The sequence below is a fragment of the Brevibacillus massiliensis genome (assembly GCF_000311785.1).
Taxonomy (GTDB): domain Bacteria; phylum Bacillota; class Bacilli; order Brevibacillales; family Brevibacillaceae; genus Brevibacillus_C; species Brevibacillus_C massiliensis.
Map to the genome: position 1 here is coordinate 287,083 of NZ_HE978537.1, position 18,280 is coordinate 305,362.

16 protein-coding genes are annotated in these 18,280 nt (G+C 55.6%); 1 reads left to right on the forward strand and 15 read right to left on the reverse strand.

Going from position 1 to position 18,280, the window contains the following annotated elements; all coding sequences use genetic code 11:
• On the reverse strand, positions 1-1,682 hold a 1,682-nt coding region (gene typA / locus HGBM_RS27055), incomplete at its 3' end, for a translational GTPase TypA (RefSeq protein WP_019120746.1).
• 146 nt (positions 1,683-1,828) lie between these two features.
• Here typA and HGBM_RS08895 point away from each other — a divergent pair.
• Entirely contained in the window at positions 1,829-2,485 is a 657-nt protein-coding gene (locus HGBM_RS08895; RefSeq protein ID WP_019120747.1) for a YhcN/YlaJ family sporulation lipoprotein, read from the forward strand.
• A gap of 80 nt (positions 2,486-2,565) precedes the next feature.
• Here HGBM_RS08895 and HGBM_RS27060 read toward each other — a convergent pair whose 3' ends face one another.
• The 14 genes from HGBM_RS27060 to HGBM_RS08965 form a co-directional block, all read right to left on the reverse strand.
• On the reverse strand, positions 2,566-3,054 hold the full coding sequence (locus tag HGBM_RS27060) for a 2-hydroxyacid dehydrogenase (protein ID WP_390620965.1): 489 nt from the start codon (positions 3,052-3,054) through the stop codon (positions 2,566-2,568).
• A gap of 252 nt (positions 3,055-3,306) precedes the next feature.
• Positions 3,307-4,080 carry an IclR family transcriptional regulator gene (locus HGBM_RS08905; RefSeq protein ID WP_019120749.1) on the reverse strand — a complete coding sequence of 258 codons (774 nt, stop codon included), beginning with the start codon at positions 4,078-4,080 and terminating at the stop codon, positions 3,307-3,309.
• A 76-nt stretch (positions 4,081-4,156) separates the two neighbouring features.
• Positions 4,157-6,388, reverse strand: coding sequence for a dihydroxy-acid dehydratase domain-containing protein (locus HGBM_RS08910; protein ID WP_019120750.1), 2,232 nt, complete (start codon positions 6,386-6,388; stop codon positions 4,157-4,159).
• A 61-nt stretch (positions 6,389-6,449) separates the two neighbouring features.
• On the reverse strand, positions 6,450-7,700 hold the full coding sequence (locus HGBM_RS08915) for a nickel pincer cofactor-dependent isomerase, group 22 (RefSeq protein ID WP_019120751.1): 1,251 nt from the start codon (positions 7,698-7,700) through the stop codon (positions 6,450-6,452).
• Between the two features lie 14 nt (positions 7,701-7,714).
• Positions 7,715-8,773 carry a TRAP transporter substrate-binding protein gene (locus HGBM_RS08920; RefSeq protein WP_019120752.1) on the reverse strand — a complete coding sequence of 353 codons (1,059 nt, stop codon included), beginning with the start codon at positions 8,771-8,773 and terminating at the stop codon, positions 7,715-7,717.
• A 34-nt stretch (positions 8,774-8,807) separates the two neighbouring features.
• Positions 8,808-9,833 (reverse strand): C-terminal binding protein, encoded by a 1,026-nt coding sequence (locus tag HGBM_RS08925; RefSeq protein ID WP_019120753.1) that lies wholly within the window; start codon positions 9,831-9,833, stop codon positions 8,808-8,810.
• Positions 9,834-9,846: 13 nt separating this feature from the next.
• On the reverse strand, positions 9,847-11,124 hold the full coding sequence (locus HGBM_RS08930) for a TRAP transporter large permease (protein WP_019120754.1): 1,278 nt from the start codon (positions 11,122-11,124) through the stop codon (positions 9,847-9,849).
• Complete coding sequence (locus HGBM_RS08935) at positions 11,125-11,676, reverse strand: TRAP transporter small permease (protein WP_019120755.1); 552 nt, start codon at positions 11,674-11,676, stop codon at positions 11,125-11,127.
• A gap of 22 nt (positions 11,677-11,698) precedes the next feature.
• Positions 11,699-12,745 (reverse strand): TRAP transporter substrate-binding protein, encoded by a 1,047-nt coding sequence (locus HGBM_RS08940; RefSeq protein WP_019120756.1) that lies wholly within the window; start codon positions 12,743-12,745, stop codon positions 11,699-11,701.
• A 23-nt stretch (positions 12,746-12,768) separates the two neighbouring features.
• Positions 12,769-13,743: a 2-hydroxyacid dehydrogenase gene (locus HGBM_RS08945; protein WP_019120757.1), complete on the reverse strand. Its 975-nt coding sequence runs from the start codon at positions 13,741-13,743 to the stop codon at positions 12,769-12,771.
• 23 nt (positions 13,744-13,766) lie between these two features.
• The gene (locus HGBM_RS08950) at positions 13,767-15,077 is read right to left on the reverse strand and encodes an MFS transporter (RefSeq protein ID WP_019120758.1); all 1,311 of its coding nucleotides are present in this window, start codon (positions 15,075-15,077) and stop codon (positions 13,767-13,769) included.
• Positions 15,078-15,377: 300 nt separating this feature from the next.
• Positions 15,378-16,652, reverse strand: a complete 1,275-nt coding sequence (locus tag HGBM_RS08955; RefSeq protein WP_019120759.1) for a TRAP transporter large permease — start codon at positions 16,650-16,652, stop codon at positions 15,378-15,380.
• Positions 16,653-17,138, reverse strand: coding sequence for a TRAP transporter small permease (locus tag HGBM_RS08960; protein WP_019120760.1), 486 nt, complete (start codon positions 17,136-17,138; stop codon positions 16,653-16,655). It lies immediately after the preceding gene.
• Positions 17,139-17,224: 86 nt separating this feature from the next.
• On the reverse strand, positions 17,225-18,274 hold the full coding sequence (locus HGBM_RS08965) for a TRAP transporter substrate-binding protein (RefSeq protein ID WP_035286703.1): 1,050 nt from the start codon (positions 18,272-18,274) through the stop codon (positions 17,225-17,227).
• Positions 18,275-18,280: the final 6 nt, after the last annotated feature.

Consider the following 18,280-nt stretch of genomic DNA (forward strand, 5'->3'; position numbering starts at 1 on the left):
GGCGTCTTCATTTTTACCGTCTCGTCCTTGGTGGCGGAACGCACGTTGGTCGCGTGTTTTTCCTTGCACACGTTGACAGTAAGGTCGTTGTCCCGGCTGTGTTCGCCGACAATCATCCCTTCGTACACTTCCGTCCCGGGAGGAATAAACATCACGCCGCGGTCTTCGACGGACATCAGGCCGTACGTCGTAGCTGTTCCCGTCTCGCTGCTGACCAGCACTCCCGCACGGCGTCCGCCGACTTCGCCGAACACAAGCGGACGGTAACTGTCAAATGAGTGGTTCATGATCCCGTAACCGCGGGTAATCGTCAAAAATTCCGTGCGATAGCCGATCAGTCCCCGCGAAGGGATCAGGAATTCAAGACGGACCTGCCCGAAGCCGTTGTTGACCATGTTCACCATCTCGGCTTTACGCATGCCAAGCGTCTCCATGACGGATCCGGTGTATTCTTCCGGTACGTCAATCATCAGGCGTTCCGTCGGCTCCATTTTTTTGCCGTCAATCTCGCGCACGATGACTTCCGGCTTGGAAACGGCGAGTTCGTATCCTTCCCTGCGCATATTTTCCACGAGGATGGACAGGTGAAGTTCGCCGCGGCCGGAAACGATAAATGCATCAGGCGAATCGGTCTCTTCGACGCGCAGCGAAACATCCGTTTCCAGCTCCGCCATCAGCCTGTCTCGCAGCTTGCGGGATGTCACGTGCTTCCCTTCACGACCGGCAAACGGGCTGTTGTTTACCAGGAAAGTCATCTGCAGGGTCGGTTCATCTATTTTCAGCAGCGGCAGCGCATCAGGGTGATCGGCGTGGCAAATCGTCTCGCCTACGTTGATGTCCTCCAAACCGGCAATCGCGACGATGTCGCCGGCGCGGGCGCTCTTCTGCTCTACGCGCTGCAACCCGGAAAAGCCGAACAGCTTTTGCACCCGCATCTTTTTCACGGTACCGTCCCGCTTCACGACCGCCACTTGTTCGTTTACGTCAATCTTGCCGCGGAAAATGCGTCCAATGCCGATCCGGCCGAGAAAATCGTTGTAGTCCAAGAGTGTCACCTGCATTTGCAGCGGCTGTTCTTCATCTGCTTCGGGGGCCGGGATGTGTTCGACGATGACGTCAAACAGCGGTTTTAAATCAGCCTCCAGCTTATCCGGTTCCATCCCGGCAATGCCGCGCAGCCCGGAGGCGTACACAATCGGGAATTCCAGTTGGTCCTCGGTGGCATCCAGGTCGATAAACAGGTCGTACACTTCATTGATGACTTCCTGAGGACGGGCATTCTCGCGGTCTACCTTGTTGACCACCACGACCGGTGTCACACCCGCTTCCAGGGCCTTGCGGAGTACAAAGCGGGTCTGCGGCATGCACCCTTCAAAAGCGTCGACAATCAACAACACCCCGTCTACCATGCTCATAATTCGTTCTACTTCACCGCCGAAGTCAGCATGGCCAGGGGTATCCAAAATATTGATCGTATACTCTTTGTATTGTACAGAAGTTGTTTTGGCTAAGATGGTAATTCCGCGTTCTCTCTCTAAATCGTTCGAGTCCATCATCCGCTCTTCCACATGCTGATTGCTGCGGAACGTTCCGGACTGGATCAATAATTTATCCACCAGCGTCGTCTTGCCGTGGTCGACGTGGGCGATAATCGCTACATTTCGGATATCGTGGCGTTTCATAAGTTCCCCCTTTTTTTCCGTACACTCCATAATAACAGGAAATGCGTCTTGGATACAATGTAAAATCATTTCCGTTTGATCTGGTTCGGAGTTCCTGTGTAATCCGCCGCCTGCCGTACACACTACAAATGGAGGTGGCAAACAACATGAAAAAGCTGATCGTTCCACTCGCCTGTCTGGCGCTTGTCACTCTGCTTCCTGCCTGCGGCACCAACCGCGCAGCAGGCCCCAACCCGGGTGCCAGGACACAGGGCACCTATCCCGGTACGTATACCCAACAAAGCGCTGTCAACCGGGGTGATTACATTCCGTTTGAATACCACCGCAGCAATAACGCCACCGGCATCCCGTACCACAATACAGGAATCATCGCGGACGGGAATCCGGGTACCCCTTACACTTCCCAAAGTGCAACCGGCCATCGGTTTTCCTTTAACCAGAACCTTGCCGATCGCATGGTAACGGCCGCTCAAAACGTCCCTGGCGTCACCAAGGCTACAGCGCTGGTCCGCGGCAGCGATGCCATCATCGGCATTCGCACGAGGATGGCTGATGTGAGACAGCGGAACGTGATTGAACGCCAAGTGTACAATGCTGCCCGGGCGATCGCGCCGTCTCACAATATTCACGTAACCTCGGACATCGGCATGATAACCCGGATTGACGGGTTGAACCACAACCTGCGAAATTACGGGATTACCTCGGGTCCGACCACCGTTACAAGCAATCTGTCCAATGCAGTGACCGACTTCGGTTACCTGCTGCGCGATTTGGGCCGGACCGTAACGGCGCCGTTTCGGTAAAAGGACTCTAACAGCAAAAAAGGGTCTGTTCCCAGTAGGATTCTACTGGACAGTCCCTTTTCGCATTTGACGATCCCGAATTAGACAAGTGCCGCGTAGCGATTTTCCGGACAGCTCTCTTTCAGATGCAAGCGCTGTTTCACTTCCCTGTTGACCAAATACTTGGGGTACTCGCCATGCAGCAGCACATCGGCAACCCCCATCGCCGCCTTGGCCCGCATTTCCGCAGCGGCTTCCTCCGAATACCAGGCGACATGCGGCGTGAGAATCACGTTTTCCATCGCAAGCAGCGGGTTGTCCGGCGGGATCGGTTCGCGCTCGACCACATCCAGTGCCGCTCCGGCAATCCTGCCCGCCTGCAGCGCCGCAATCAGCGCCCGCTCGTCGATCACCGGCCCCCGCGAGGTGTTGATGACGATCGCTCCTGTTTTCATGGCGGCAAACTGCTGCTCCCCGATCAGCCCTTCCGTCGCCTGGGTCAGCGGCGCATGAACCGAGATGATATCGGCGCTCGCACACCCCAGCGAAATGCCCAATCCGGCAAAAGTCCATTTTGCACATTTTTTCAAAAATTCCCTCCGATTTCTCGCTTCGTTTGGCATGGACCATCCCCCTACTTCTTGGCTTTATGGAAAAGAAGTAAGATATGTTCAATGATGAAAATATTTTATTCAGTATAGCACTTCGGCTAAAAACAGAAGTTGTCTTAATTTTCCAATAATGGTGGATTATTTTTCTGTTCCCGAAAAGAAGCCGGCCTTTTCCGAATAAAAAAAAGACAGTGGTTTTCACTGTCTTTCGACTGGGACCCCCGGTTTTGCTCACAGATTTCGCATCGCAACCCCGTATCCCATTTGCTCGGACATCTCATCTGCCGCCTCTTTTAGCAAGTGGAGGAAATGCTCCAGTTCCCGGTCGTCGACACGGGAGACGAGCGTGGAGATGCTGACTGCGGCAATGACCTGCCCGCTGTGGTTCCAAATGGGAACGGCAATGCAGCGAACCCCCGGCTCGTTCTCTTGATTGTCGATGGCGTAGCCCTGCTGGCGGACTTTCTCCAGTTCATTGCGGAAATCCTGTTCATTCGTTATCGTCCTGGAGGTATGGGCCGCATAGTGATAGCCAGCCAATATGCTGGAGAGCTCCGCTTCACTCTTCCATGCGACAAGCACTTTGCCTACCCCGCTGGAGTGAACGGGAATTCTCCTGCCGATGCGGGAGTACAAAATCGTGGCCAAAGGCCCTTCCACCTTGTCGATGTAGACTCCCTCTTTGCCGTCCATAATGACGAGATGAGTGGTTTGCCCTGTCTTCATGGAAAGATCAACCAAATACCTCTTGGCTACTTTCCGTATATCCAGGCCATGGATGACAAAATTCCCTCTTTCGAAAAGCTTCATTCCCAGCCGATACCTGCCGTTCTCAGGGTTTTGGTCGATGTAGCCGTGCAACTGCAATGTTTTCAACAGGGAATGAACCGTGCTCTTATGCAACTGCATGCGCGCGCTGATATCCGTGATCTTCAACTCCTGATCCTGCTCGTCAAAAAGATCGAGAATTTTCAGTGCACGTTCCACAGCTTGAATGATCGGCATGTTATCCATCCTTTTACGTCGTGATTACGGAGTTGTTTTGTACCATCCATCTTACCACAGAATGGGAGCCGACAAATCACTTTTTGCTGCTGTCGCCTCCGTAATCCAACGACGCTTGGCGGATCGGTCCGGCATACGTGACATCGGTCTTATAGTCCAGCACCGCCTCCTCCCAGACGCTGAGCGGAACGACTCCGTTTGCCGCATCCGTATGTCCGGTCAGGCGATTGCTGGCCGCCACTTGTCTTTGGCGTGTGCGGATGGCGGACAGCCGGCGATCAGCCAGCTCGGCTCGCTTTGCCTTGACCGGTTCAAAGGAAAATGCCAGTTTGCCGCTCTGCAAAGCGTTCTCGTCAATGAAGTGGATCTGCCGCTCCCGCAGGTTGAGGTAGAGCAGATCCCCAGTTTGCAGGTACAAGATCCCCCCGCCTTCCGACGCCTCCGGTGTCATATGGCCAATCGCCGCTCCGTACGTCACCCCGGAGTAGCGGCCGTCGCTGATCAGCATCGCCAGCCGTTTCAGCCGGCGATTGGCATTGATATGCTGCATCGGGGTGAACATCTCGGGCATGCCAAAAGCAATCGGCCCCTGTCCGGAGATGACAACCGAAATTTTCAATTCCCCGGAATCGACCATACGCTCAAACAGCAGGTCGGCGTCGAGCGCAAGCCAGTCTTCGTAATGCCGGGGCGCATTGTGCCTCAGCACAGCCAACAGGGTTTCCCTCGGGAAGGTCCCGGCCTCTTTCACCTTCTCCAGCAAATGCGAATCCAGCAGGCTGCGGTTGGCGTCATCCTCGTTTTCAAAGTAGAGGACAAAAGCCACTTTCTTATCGAACTCATCCAGTTGGCTGGTCGTCATTCCGCTGATTTTTACGACCGCGCTTTCAAAAAAATTGCCGGTGAGCACATCCACTCCGCTGAACGGACGGCGCGGTGTCGAGAGAATAATCGGATTTTCCTTCACGTGTGCGGCCGACAAGCGTTCCTGATCGGCCAACCGCTCCCGCCAGGTGGTCCCTGTGACCGTGGGTGCATCCACATCCATCGGCACGCCGTTTTGCAGCAGTTCGTAAAACAGCGTCTCCATCCCCCTGCTCTGACCGCTGCAGCACTGCATCGCCAGGGCGAAGATATCGCGCCCCTGGGTCAAACTGTAATCAAACAGATCGGGAACCGGATGCTCGTGGTGAATCCGGTCCAATTCCCCCAGGCTGAACCTGTAGCCGCCGTACAGCATTGCCGCAACGAGATGCATCATCAGATTGGTGGAGCCGCCTGACGCGCTGTGGATGCGGATCGCATTGCGAATGTTGGCGGCAATCACGTTGGCTGTGCCGAACACCGGATTGTTGATCATCGTGCCAAGGCTGTCAACAACCTGGTTCACCCTCTCCTGTGCGGGCGGGGCTGTCAAAAGCTCCACCGCGGGATGAACCAGCCCCAGTCCGGCGACAAGGTGGCGGGAACTGTTGCCCGTGCCGTTAAAAGCGCAAACCCCGCCTTTTCCGTCACAGGTGGCAACCGCCAGACGCTGCTCGTACTCTTTATGCGTTGTTTTGCTGATGATGCCGCGGTCCACCGCCCGCTCCAGCACGCCTTGAAAAGCCGTATTGGAGGAGCACTGCAGGATATAGGCCATGGCATCCCGCAAATCGTCGGCAATGTCAGGCGCTCCTTTTTCTTCCGCCGTCTTTGCCACCTGCTCCAGTTCGGCAAACAGCTCAGCCGGTATCGTTCCGCCCTGCAGGACGTGTGCAGGGGCAAACGTGGCAAAAACCGGCGCTTCTCCCCGGTACCGGCGGATCCTGTCCAGATGGGCCAGCGCGCTGACCACGCCAAGCGGCTGCTTGTCACAGCCCTGGATGACGAAGGCGCCGTGGTAGCTGTGGGCTTCCATCTGGTTCACCACCATCTGGGCGACCGCGTTGCGGCTTTGCAGGGAATAACTCATTCCCTGGTTGCTCTGGGCCGTGCCGTCGCACATCACGGGCGTGGAAAAGTAGAACGGAACGCCGCCGTTTTGCCAGATGCGGATGGCCGCCCGGCTGGACGTCTGAAAATCCATGATATGGGCCGGATGATCGGCAGATCCGCCGATAATGGCGATCCGGGGCGCGTTTGCCTCAAGGCGGTTGTAGATTTCCTCCAAGGTCCAGTCAGGGGTCGGCCCCCCGTAGGACGAACCGAGAATTTGCTTGGCCCGATCCAAGAGCCCGGCTACGCAGATCGGTTCGTTCGCCTTCCCTTGGACGTTGTCGCGGTAAGGGTTGATCTGGTTGTGGATCGGGGGAAATCGTTTGGACATGGGCACAGCTCCTCCTTGAAAACAGTATCGTTTTTCTTCCATTGGGCCGCAGCCGTCTGCCTCACGAAAAGTTCATCACTAGCGGGTCGGACAGCACTTCGATGTCTTCCCGTTCCCTTGCCTCTGGCAGCAGGCTTTCAGAAATCCAGATCTCTCCCAGGTGCAGCGTATTTTCGATGCGAACGAGCCGCACGCGGTTCAGATCAAAGGCATTGCACGTCTTGATCGCAGCCTTCACCGCCAACTCCCCTGTGTCGAGAAACATCGGAAGCTTGACCATGTCGACTACCGTGCTGGTCAGCGCGTTGGCATACCCTTTTTCCCAGTCGATCTCTTCAAACACTCTTCGCGTGGTGATATCCGCCATTCCGATTCCGTTGGCGTTGCCGTGCGTTCTTTCGGTCAGGCCGAGAACGACCGTGCGGGCAGCCTTTATCCCGCCGCTTGCAAACGGCGTCGCAAAGCGCCCGGTAATATTCGGGTCCATGCCGTCACCGGAGATGTCCTTGCCAATCTCGTCGACCACCAGCACATCGAGCGGGTCAAACAGGATCTTTGGCATCAGGGCTTTCGCCTCGAGCAGCAGCTTCGGCTCTTCATCGGCCAGCTTCTCCGCGGGAATCGCGACGATCCTGGCCGGTCGTTCAAAGGCGTTTTCAATCGTGCCTACCCCAAAGATGATCGGCGTCCTGCCAATCATCACCTTGGCCATTTCCTGCACGTGCTCCGCCATGAACTTAAAGCTGTAGGCATGGGCAGCTTCTGCGCCGCGCTGCTTGCCCAGGCCGATCGTGATCATTTTCATCAGCCCGCTCTCCACCGGGCCGCGAAACGCAGTGTGGGGCTTGATCCGGTTGATCACAATGATCTTGTCCGCAGAATAAGCGTTCTTGTCGATGTAAACGGGCAGGCCGCTTGGAAGTTTGCCCACCTCCACGACTTCCATGCTGGAGCAAATCGGCGCTTCGACGAACGCTTCCGTGACCCCCAGTGACTCCAGCACTTCCTGCTGTCCTGCTGCCGTCGCTCCCCCGTGGCTGCCCATCGCCGGCACGATAAAGGGAAGGCCGCCGGCCGCCTTCACCGCTCTCACCACCTCCCTCGCGATGGTGGAAATCTCGGCGACGCCGCGGCTCCCGACCGCGATGGCTACCCGGTTCCCGGGCGCTATACGCGAAAGCACGCCCGCCTCCCTGACCGCCCTGCGGACGGCATCGGCCACATCTGCCAGTTCGGGAGCGTGAAAGTGCTGTCTCACCCTGGCCATCCGGGGAATCGGGATATCGCGAAGCAGCTCTGCGATGATCTGCATGGTCCTCTCCTCCTTTACTGCCGCGCCTTGGCTACCTCGTCGTACATCTCCTGGACGAGATCCTCGCCAATTTCCTTGGCAAATTTGTCGATCACGGGCTTGATGATTTCCTGCATGCGCTCCTTTTCCTCCGCGGATACCTCGTTGACCTGCATGCCGGCTGCTTTCAAATCATCCAGCGCTTTTTGGTTCTCTGTGCGGTTCAGTTCACGCTGGTACGCTCCTGCCTCGACAGCCGAATCCCGTAAAATCTGCTGCTCCTCCACGGAAAGCTGATCCCAGAACTTTTTGCCGACGAGGAAGACGAACGGTGTATAGACGTGCTTCGTCAGGCTGAGATAGGGCTGCACTTCATTGTATTTATTCGATTTGATCGTGGCCAGCGGGTTCTCCTGACCGTCGACCGTGTGGCTCTCCAACGCGCTGAACACTTCTGAAAAGGCCATCGGCGAGGGATTGGCGCCCAGCGCCTGAAACGCTTCGAGATGCACCTGGTTTTGCATGGTGCGGATCTTCAGGCCTTTGAAGTCTTCCGCTTTCGCCACCGGATGTTTGCTGTTGGTCAGATTGCGGAAGCCGTTTTCCCAATAGCCCAAACCGATCAGGTTATGTTCAGGCAGCTTCTCCAGCAGCTTTTGCCCCAGTGGACCGTCCAGCACGGCATGCGCTTCCTTTTCTTCGTTAAAGACAAACGGAAAATCGAAAATGGCATACTCCTTGATATTGCCAACCAGCGGCGAGGTGGAGGGAATCGTGATTTCCTGCAATCCGGCTTGCAGGGCTTCCGTCATTTTTTTGTCATCCCCCAGCTGGGCGGCATAATAGGGCTGTACTTTCAGCTTTCCGCCGCTCTTTTGGCTGACCAGTTCAGCAAATTTTTTCAATCCCTGGCCTTCCGGGTGGTCCTCATTCAGCCCGATCCCTGCCTTGATCGTCCGTTCCTGGATGCCTGTCGCGGCCGCCGGCGGTGAAGACGCTGCCGGGCTTTCCTTCCCGCCTCCGCACCCTGCCAGAAACAAAAGCAGCGCTGCAGCGGTGCAGCCGATGACCGTGTTGTGCAGCCATTTTTTCACATTGATCCCCCCAACATTTTTCTTTTTCTCTCTTTTAGACAAGTGCCGCGTAGCGATTCTCCGGACAGCACTCCTTCAGGCACAAGCGCTGTTTCACTTCCTTGTTGACCAAATATTTCGGATACTCGCCATGCAGCAGCACATCGGCAACCCCCATCGCCGCCTTGGCCCTCATCTCCGCAGCAGCTTCCTCCGAATACCAGGCGACATGCGGCGTGAGGATCACGTTTTCCATCGCCAGCAGCGGGTTGTCCGGCGGGATCGGTTCGCGCTCGACCACATCCAGTGCCGCTCCGGCAATCCTGCCCGCCTGCAGCGCCGCGATCAGCGCCCGCTCGTCGATCACAGGCCCCCGCGAGGTGTTGATAACGATCGCTCCTGCTTTCATGGCGGCAAACTGCTGCTCCCCGATCAGCCCTTCCGTCGCCTGGGTCAGCGGCGCATGAACCGAGATGATATCGGCGCTCCCACACAGCTCATCCAGGGTGACCAGCTTCACCCCGCTTGCCGCTGCCACCGCTTCCGGAATATACGGATCACAGGCGATGACGCGAAGTCCGAGCGGTTTCACCTTTTGCGCCAGCGCTTGCGGGATATTTCCAAAGCCAACCAGCCCGAGCGTCCTGCCCCGCAGCCTCACAATCGGCTGGGTCACCTTGAAATCCCAAACACCGCTCTTGACGGCTTGATTGGCGAGGGCGATCTTGCGCGTCCATGCGAGCATCAGCGCGAGGGCGTGGTCGGACACTTCGTCCATGCAGTAATCCGGCACGTTGGCTACGCAGATCCCTTTTTCCGTTGCCGCCTGCAGATCAACCGTGTTGACGCCCACGCCGTAGCGGGTGATCACCCGGCAGGCTTCCAGCCGTTCGATCACCTTGCGGCTGATCGGGGCGTACTGGTTGATCAGCGCGTCGGCATCCCGGCAGGCGGCGATCACGTCTTCCTCCGTCCGGCACTGCGCGGGGACCAGTTGGATCCGCTCACTGCTCAGCACCTGCTCTTCGTACCGCAAATCGGCAAATTCCCAATCCGTAACGACAACCTTCCACTTCCGCAAATCTCATCCCTCCTCAGGTTAACCAGTGCAGCGGTACCGTAATGAGTGACGGGAACAGAATCAACAAGATCAGGACCAGGATCTCCACCAGCAAAAACGGCCAGACCCCTCTCATGATGTCCTCCATGCTGATTCTTCCGACACCGCAGGCCACGTTGAGCACCGTGCCGACCGGCGGCGTCAACAAGCCGATACAGGTGTTCACGATAAACAAAACGCCAAAATAGATCGGGTCGATGCCCGCCTTTTCAATAATGGGCATCAGCACCGGGGTCAGGATCAAAATGGTCGGCGTCAAATCCATCGCGGTGCCCACCAGCAGGACGATCGCATTGATCACAACCAATAGCATCAGCGGATTTTCTACCAGCGGCCCCAACAATTCTGTCAGCTGCAGCGGAATGTTGGCCACCGTGATGAGCCAGGCGGAGACCATCGCAGCCGCCGCCAGAAACATCACGACACTGGTCGTCTTGGCTGAGACGATCAAGATGGAGTAAAGCTTCCGGATCGGCAGCTCCCGGTACACCGCCACTCCGACAAACAGGGCGTAAAAAGCGGCTACTACCGCCGCTTCCGTAGGCGTAAATACCCCTCCGCGCAGTCCCCCGACGATAATCACCGGCAGGATCAAGGCCCAGACTGCGCCCTTCGCCGCGTCCAGTATCTCCTTGGGCGATTTGCGCGGGTAAACGTCGTATTTCCCTCCTCTGGCTACTACGCCCCAGGTGACCATCAGTCCGATGCCGATCAGCAGTCCCGGCACGATCCCCGCCATGAACAGCTTGGTGATTGAAAGTCCGCTGGTGACGCCAAAGATGATCATGGGTATGCTCGGGGGAATCACGGGAGCGATAATGCCGCCCGCAGCGATCAATCCTGTTGAACGGTTCCGGTCGTACCCCGCCTTCACCATCATGGGAATCAGGATCGCCCCGAGGGCAGCGGTGTCGGCCACGGCAGAACCAGACAATCCGGCGAACAGGATGCTGGCCAGAATCGCCACGTAGCCCAACCCGCCGCGGATGTGGCCGACCAACGCCAGCGCCAGTGTGATGATTCGCTTGGAAATGCCGCCCGCGTTCATCAATTCGCCTGCCAGGATGAAAAACGGGATCGCCATCAGGGGAAAATTATCCGCACCGTTAATCAGGTTTTGCGCGATAATTTGGCTGTCAAAGATGTCCATGTACAACATCAGGGCGACCCCGCTGAAGAGCAAGGCGAAGGCAATCGGCATACCCAGCGCCATCACTCCCAATAGAGAACCGAGAAATATGCCCAGCGTCATCTATCTCCCGCCCTCCTGCATGACCCCGCGGCCCGCTGCCGGCAATTCTTCTGCGGATTCGCCCGTCCGGTCGATTTCCTCAACGGCCCGATTGCCAAACAGCACCCGGTACAGCTTGGCGACGATAATGATGGCCATGCATACACTCGAGACGATCCCGATCCCGTACACATAACTGAGCGGCAAGCCGGTGGCCGGAGCGGTGCTGTCCATGTTGATCAGGGTCATTTTCCAGCTGCCGTCCATAACCAGCCAGAGCACGTAGAGGAGAATCACATGGGTGATCACGAACACCACTTTTTTCATCAGCGGCGAGAGTTTCTTCACAACCATGTCAACGCCCAGATGCTCGTTGTCCTGCAAAGCGCCGATCGCCCCCAGGAAGGTCAGCCAGACAAACAGGAAGCGCGACATCTCTTCCGACCAGGTGATCCCCGAGTTGAACAGATAGCGCAGGACGACGTTGCCGAAGACGAGAATGGCCATGAAAGTCAATGCAAGGGCGATGGCGCCATTCAGCAGCCCATTCAGGATTTTCGAAGTTTTTCCCACCTTATCTCCTCCCTCTTATCAGCTACTTCGCCTCCGCTTTGATTTTCTCCACCATTTCCCTTGCCCACGGATGCTCTTGATAGATTTCGTCATAAAGCGGTTGGACGGCAGCTTCCATCTCCCGTTTGAAGGCATCGTCGGGCTCGGTGAACCTGATTCCTTTTTCCAGGAGAAATTTCTTGTCGTCTTCGTAGCTTTTTTCCAGCAGTTCCCACTCGTAATCGGCGGACACCTTGGCCGCTTCCTCGATGATCTTTTGCTGGTCGGCTGTGAGCTGGTTCCAGAGTTTGGCGTTGATGATGTAGATATTGGGGCTGAACATGTGGCGGGACTCCAGCACATCGGACTGGACTTCATACCATCCCGAAGCTTTTAGCGTGGCAATCGGGTTGTCCTGGCCGTCGACCACTTTTTGCTCCAGTGCCGTAAACACTTCGGAAATCGGCATCGGCGTGACATTTGCCCCCAGCAGCTGGCCCAGTTTGATGTAGTTCGGGATGTTGGGCATCCTGATGCGCAGCCCTTTAAAATCGTCCATGCCGGCAATCGTCCTGTTGCTGGAGAACATCCGAAAGCCATTGGCGCTCCATGCCAGCGGGTGAACGCCGTGTTTGCTCTCCAGTTCCCCGGCCATCTCCTCGCCGATCGGGCCCTGAAAGACTTTTTTGGCATGGGCGAAGTCCTTGAACAGAAACGGCCATTCGCCAGCCGCCATTTTGGCGATATCAGCCTGCATGATCAACCCCGGTACCCCCAGCTCAATCGTCCCGTTGCGAACCCCGTCGTAAAATTCCTTTTCGGCCCCCAGCTTGCTGTTGTCGTAGATTTGCACCTGCAGCGTGCCGCCCGACTTCTCTTCCACGATTTTTTTAAACTTTTCCCGCAGGGCGACGTTTTGCGGGTGGTCTGTCGCAAAGTAGTTGGCCACCTTCAAGATGTGCTTCTTGGCGGGCTTTTCCCCTCCCCCTTCTCCCGCCGAACCGCTTGCCGGCTTTTGGCCTCCACAGCCTGAGAGGAAAATGGCTGCGGTCAGAAGGAGCCCTGAGAGGATTGTGAGAGCTTTTTTCACCGTTCATCCCTCCCCATATGGTTTTATTGCTCTCTCAGCTCGGGGATCAGATCGGGAGGCACCTCTCCGCGAACAGCCAGTACCAGGTTTTTCGCCGCGGTCATCGCCATGTTGAACCGCGTCTGCCGGGTCGCCGAGCCAATATGGGGCAGAGTCACCACATTGGGCATGCCAAGCAGGGGATTGTCAGGTGAAACAGGCTCCTCGGCAAAAACATCGAGACCTGCCCCCCAGATCCGTTTCTCCCGCAGCGCTTCGATCAGTGCCGCCTCGTCCACTGTCTTGCCGCGCGACGTGTTGATAAAGATCGCCGTTTCCTTCATCAGGGCGAATTGCTCCCGCCCCATGAAATGCCTCGTCTCTTCATTGAGCGGGATCATCAGGACGACGAAGTCGCTTTGCCGCAGGAGGTCCTCCAGGGAACGGTAGGACACGCCCAGCTTCTCCTCAGCATCCAGCTTTCGCCTGCGGTTGTAGTAGAGCACCTCCATGCCAAAGCCGTACTTTCCCCGTACCGCAATCGCTTCGCCAATTCTCCCCATGCCGATGATGCCGAGCGTCTTTTTGTGCACATCCACTCCAAAGAGCCACTCGTCGCTTGAATTCCGCCATTTGCCTTTCTTGACGTGCCGATCCAGCTCGGGCACTCTCCTGGCGGTTGATAAAATGAGCGCAAAGGCCAGATCGGCGACCGTCTCGTCCAGGACGTACGGCGTGTTCGTCCCCATCACGCCCAGGGCTTTCATCGCTTTCCAATCCATGTTGTTGTAGCCGACCGAAATATTGCTGACCACCTTCAAGCGGGGGGCGCGGTCGAGCAATTCGCTGTCGATCTGTCCGCCGACCACCAACAATCCTTCCGCATCCGCGATCTCTTTCAACAGTCGATCGCGGGAAATCGGTTCGTCTCCCTCCCATTTGCGATAGCGGCAGTGCTCGGCGATATACGCTTCCACTTCCGCTGGTACCTTCGCAGCGATAAAGACATGTGGCTTCATGGCCAACCTCCTTGTCCGCATGGTCACACGTTTCTATCTTCAATCGGATCCTTCACGATAAACCAGTAACACAGTGCCGCACATCCGGCGATGATGCCGCCGGACACGAAAGCCAGCAGGTAGGAACCGGTCGCATCGACGATAAAGCCGGCCACAACCGGAGAGAACGCGCCGCCAAAGTATCCGCCGAAGTTTTGGATCGACCCCACGGAAGCGACCAATGCGGGCGGAGCTACATCCCCTGCCATGGCCCAGGCGCTGCCGGTGATCGCGGAGATAAAGAGAAGCGCGAGCGTGAGCAGCGTTAGGGTGATCGCGATGCCCTGCACAAACGGGATGAGGATGACAACGACGGCAGCAGCCAGCGAGCAAACGCTGATCAGGCTCCGTTTGGCGTTGATCGGTGTACTGATTCCCTTATCCACCAGCTTTTTCGTGACGAATCCTCCAAAGATGTTTCCAAAAATGCCGCCGATCCATGGAATGCTGGCGTAGATGCCGAGCTCCTGCAGCGAGATGTGATGGGCTTCTACCAGATACAGCGGCAGGAAAACGAGGAAAATGTTCCAGATCCAGATGGTGCAGAAAAAACCGAGGATCATGCCCCAGACGCTTCTGTAGGTGAACAGCGTCCGCCATTTGATGCGGGTTTGCCCGATGCCCTGTTCGGTACCGGCCCCGTCTGCCTGGATGTAGGCCCTCTCCTCCTCCGACAGCCTGCGGCTTTGATCCGGGTTTTTATAAAACAGCAGGAAAAGGATGGCAAACACGATCCCAATTGCACCCGTAATGTAAAACAGCGCCCGCCAACCAAAGCTGACCAACAGAAACACGAGAATCGGAGGAGCGATCGCAGGTCCCCATTTGGACGAGGAGTCCCAGAAACCCGTCGCCAAGCCCCGCTCTTTTTTCGGAAACCAGTTGGCGGTGATCTTGGCCGCAGTTGGGAAACAGGGGGCTTCCCCAATGCCAAGCAGAAGCCTGGCCGCAATAAAGGAAGACATTTTGCTGACAGCGCCCGTCAGAAACGTGGCGAAACTCCACCAGATCACTGCAATGGAATACACTTTCTTCGTTCCGAACCGGTCGATCAACCATCCGGAAGGCAGCTGCATCAGCGCGTATGACCAGGAAAATACCGTTCCCATCAGCCCGATGTCTGTCTTTGTCAGCCCCAGTTCTTTCATCATTTCCGGGGCCGCAATGGACAGATTCGCCCTGTCCAGGTAATTGATGATTCCCCCGATCAACAGCCAAATGACGACTGTCCAGCGGAAGTTCTTCCTCGTCTCCAACGGAAGGCTCTCTTTTCGCGGCGCCAACGGTGTGCTCATGGGATCTCCTCCTTCTTGTTTGCCAAATCAATGCCTTCAGTTTGTTCTGTGTTATAAAACAATGTTTTACCATGTACCCTCCAAAGAACGAACAAAACAATTGCAAGCGCTGTCATGTTCCTTTTGGTATTATCATGTAAAACAAAGTTTTTTATTGATGTAATATTGTTTCTATTCAGTATTTTCTGTAACAAATATACTAGCTATCGCCCCAAAACATGTCAATAAAATCACCTCCAGTTTCTTCCTTGACACATTTCCCGTTCTCTTATCTTGTTTTTTCGCCGGGGAAGACAACATTTACTTGAACAGGTTAGGCAGCCACAGGGAAATCTGCGGAATGTAGCTGACCAGGAGCAAATCTGCGATCAGGACAAAAATGAAGGGCAGGACCCCTTTTGTTATCTCTTCCAACGAGATTTTGGCGATTTGGCAGGAGATAAACAAATTAACCCCAACCGGCGGCGTACACATGCCCATTGCCAGGTTTACGATCATGACCAACCCGAAATGCACCGGATCGATCCCAAACTGCATGGCAACCGGCGTCAACAGGGGTGCCAGGATGATAATCGAGGCTCCGGTCTCAAAGAACATCCCGACGATAAACAAGAGCAAGTTGACCAACAGCAGAAATACAATGGGATTGGTTGAAATCGTGGCAAAAAAGTCACCGACCATCTGCGGTACGCTTTCACGGCTGAGGATCCAGCCAAACAATCCCGCATTCGCAATAATAAACATGATAATCGAGGTTGTGATGACCGATTGACCGAGGATCGGGAGCAAATTCTTCCACTTTATTTCCTTATACACAAACATGCCGATCACAAAAGCATAGGCTACCGCCACCCCTGCGGCTTCCGTCGGTGTAAAGATCCCGCCGTAGATCCCCCCCAGGATGATAACCGGCATAATCAATGCGAGGCTCGCTTCTTTAAACGCCTGCCAACGGCCGGGCCAGCTCACCTTCTCCTCACTGGCGTAGTTCCGTTTTTTCGCGATGACATAGACGGTGATCAACAGGGAAAAGCCGATTAACAGACCGGGGATCACCCCTGCGATAAACATGTCGCCTACGGAAGTCTCCGTCGATACGGCATACAGAATCATGGGAATGCTGGGCGGAATAATGACCCCCAACTCTCCTGATACAGCCTGCACGCCACCGGCAAAGTTGCGATGATAACCTCGCTTGATCATCGCCGGAATAAGAATGGTGCCCAGCGCCGCGACGGTAGCCGCGCTCGATCCGGATATCGCTCCGAAGAACATGGAGGTCACGACTGCCACCAACCCTAATCCGCCTTTGATGTGGCCGGTCAGCGAGTTGGCAAAATTGATCAGCCTCCTGGAAATCCCCCCTGATTCCATCAACGAACCCGCTAGAATAAAAAATGGAATCGCCATCAGCGGAAAGGAATCAATGGAGGTAAATTCCCGTTGGGCCAGGATGAGGAGCGGGATTTGCCCTCCCCACCATACCGCGAGTACGGAAGCCAAGCCTAACGCGACCGCGATCGGCACCCCGAGAATGAGGAAGCCAAATAAGGAGATGAAGAGAATGGATGCCATCTACATCTCACCCTCCTTTTTGGAGAACATCTCCAGCAAAACGGTAATCGCATTCATAATCAGAAGGACAGACCCGACGGGAATGCTGGCATATGCGACAGACATCGGCAGCTGCAGCGCGGCCAGCCGTTGGGTATGGACTTTCTCCATCATGTCAAGTCCCTTGACCAGAAGCAGCACGAAGAAAATGATCGCCACGACATGTATGATCATTTTCAGGATCCTTCGTTTTTGCCGGGGGAGCCGCTCGGCAAGGAATTCCACCGCAATCATCTGCTGATGGCGCAGGGCCAGTCCCGCTCCCATAAAAACCGCATAGGCCATGATGATGCGGGCCAATTCTTCGGACCAGGAAAGGGGAAGTCCCAGGAAGAAGCGGGAGAATATCTGGAAGATAATGATGACTGACATGATCCCCAGCAAGACGCCCAGCAGGATCAATATCCCCCGGTTGATGGAATCGATTAGCCTGATTATCGCGGTCATTTTCGCTCACCCTTTTCTTCTCTTGTATGTCGGCCGGCAGAAGGCAGAACGGACGATTCTGCCCTCTCGCTGGCCATCGGCTGAACCTACTGTGTATTCCTGATTTTCTCAATCAAATCGCCGTACTCTTTTTCATATTTTTTGTACACATGCTCTGATGCCTGAACGAACGCCTCCCGGTCGAACTCTTCGCGCGGAACAATCTGCATGCCGTTTTCCCGGGCCGTCTGCAAAAATTCGTTGTCCATCTTGAAGATGAACTCCCGCTCATGATCACGCGCAGCTTCAGCAGCGGCCTGGATAATCTTCTGCTGCTCGGGCGTGAGGCTGTCGTATTTTGCTAGATTGATGATGAAGGGTGCAGCTTGATAGAAATGTTCCGAAATGGTCATATACTTTTGGACTTCATAGAATTTGTTTGGAATGATGACAGACAATGGATTTTCCTCTCCATCGATTACTCCTTGCTGCATCGCTGTAAATAGTTCGGTAAAGGCCATCGGTGTGGGACTCGCACCGTAATCGCGGAAGACGTCCAGATGAACCTTGTTTTCCTGTGTGCGGAGCTTCAGCCCTTTCAGATCCTCCGGTTTTTTGATCGGGTGTTTGTTGTTGGTCATATTGCGGAAACCGTTTTCAGGCCAGACGATCAGTTTCATGCCCTGATCTTCCAATTGTTTCGCGATCTCCCTCCCCAGTTCGCCATCCAGCACTTTGTAGGCATGCTCGCGATCCCTGAACAAGAAGGGAAAATCCAGGGCGTTAAACAGCGGAGCAAAATTTCCCAACGGCCCGGCACCGGTAATGACCGCATCCAGGGTCCCCAATTGAACAGCCTCCACCATCTCTCGCTCGCCGCCCAATACGCCATTTGGGTGCATCGTGATTTTTACTTTTCCCGCTGTTTCTTTTTCCACCTGCTCCTTGAATGCCACCAGAAACTGATGATAGTGGGACGTCTCCGTATCCGGCGCGGCGCTCCCGATGGCAATGGTGACAACCTGGTCTGCGTTTGCTGCTCCCTCGCCTGCCGAACCTGCCGTACCTGGCGTAGCTGCCGGTTTGGTGCCGCATGCTGCGAGCAGACTCATGGATAATAACAGGAACGCCAAAAGAAACGTGCTTCCTCTTCTCATCTTTCT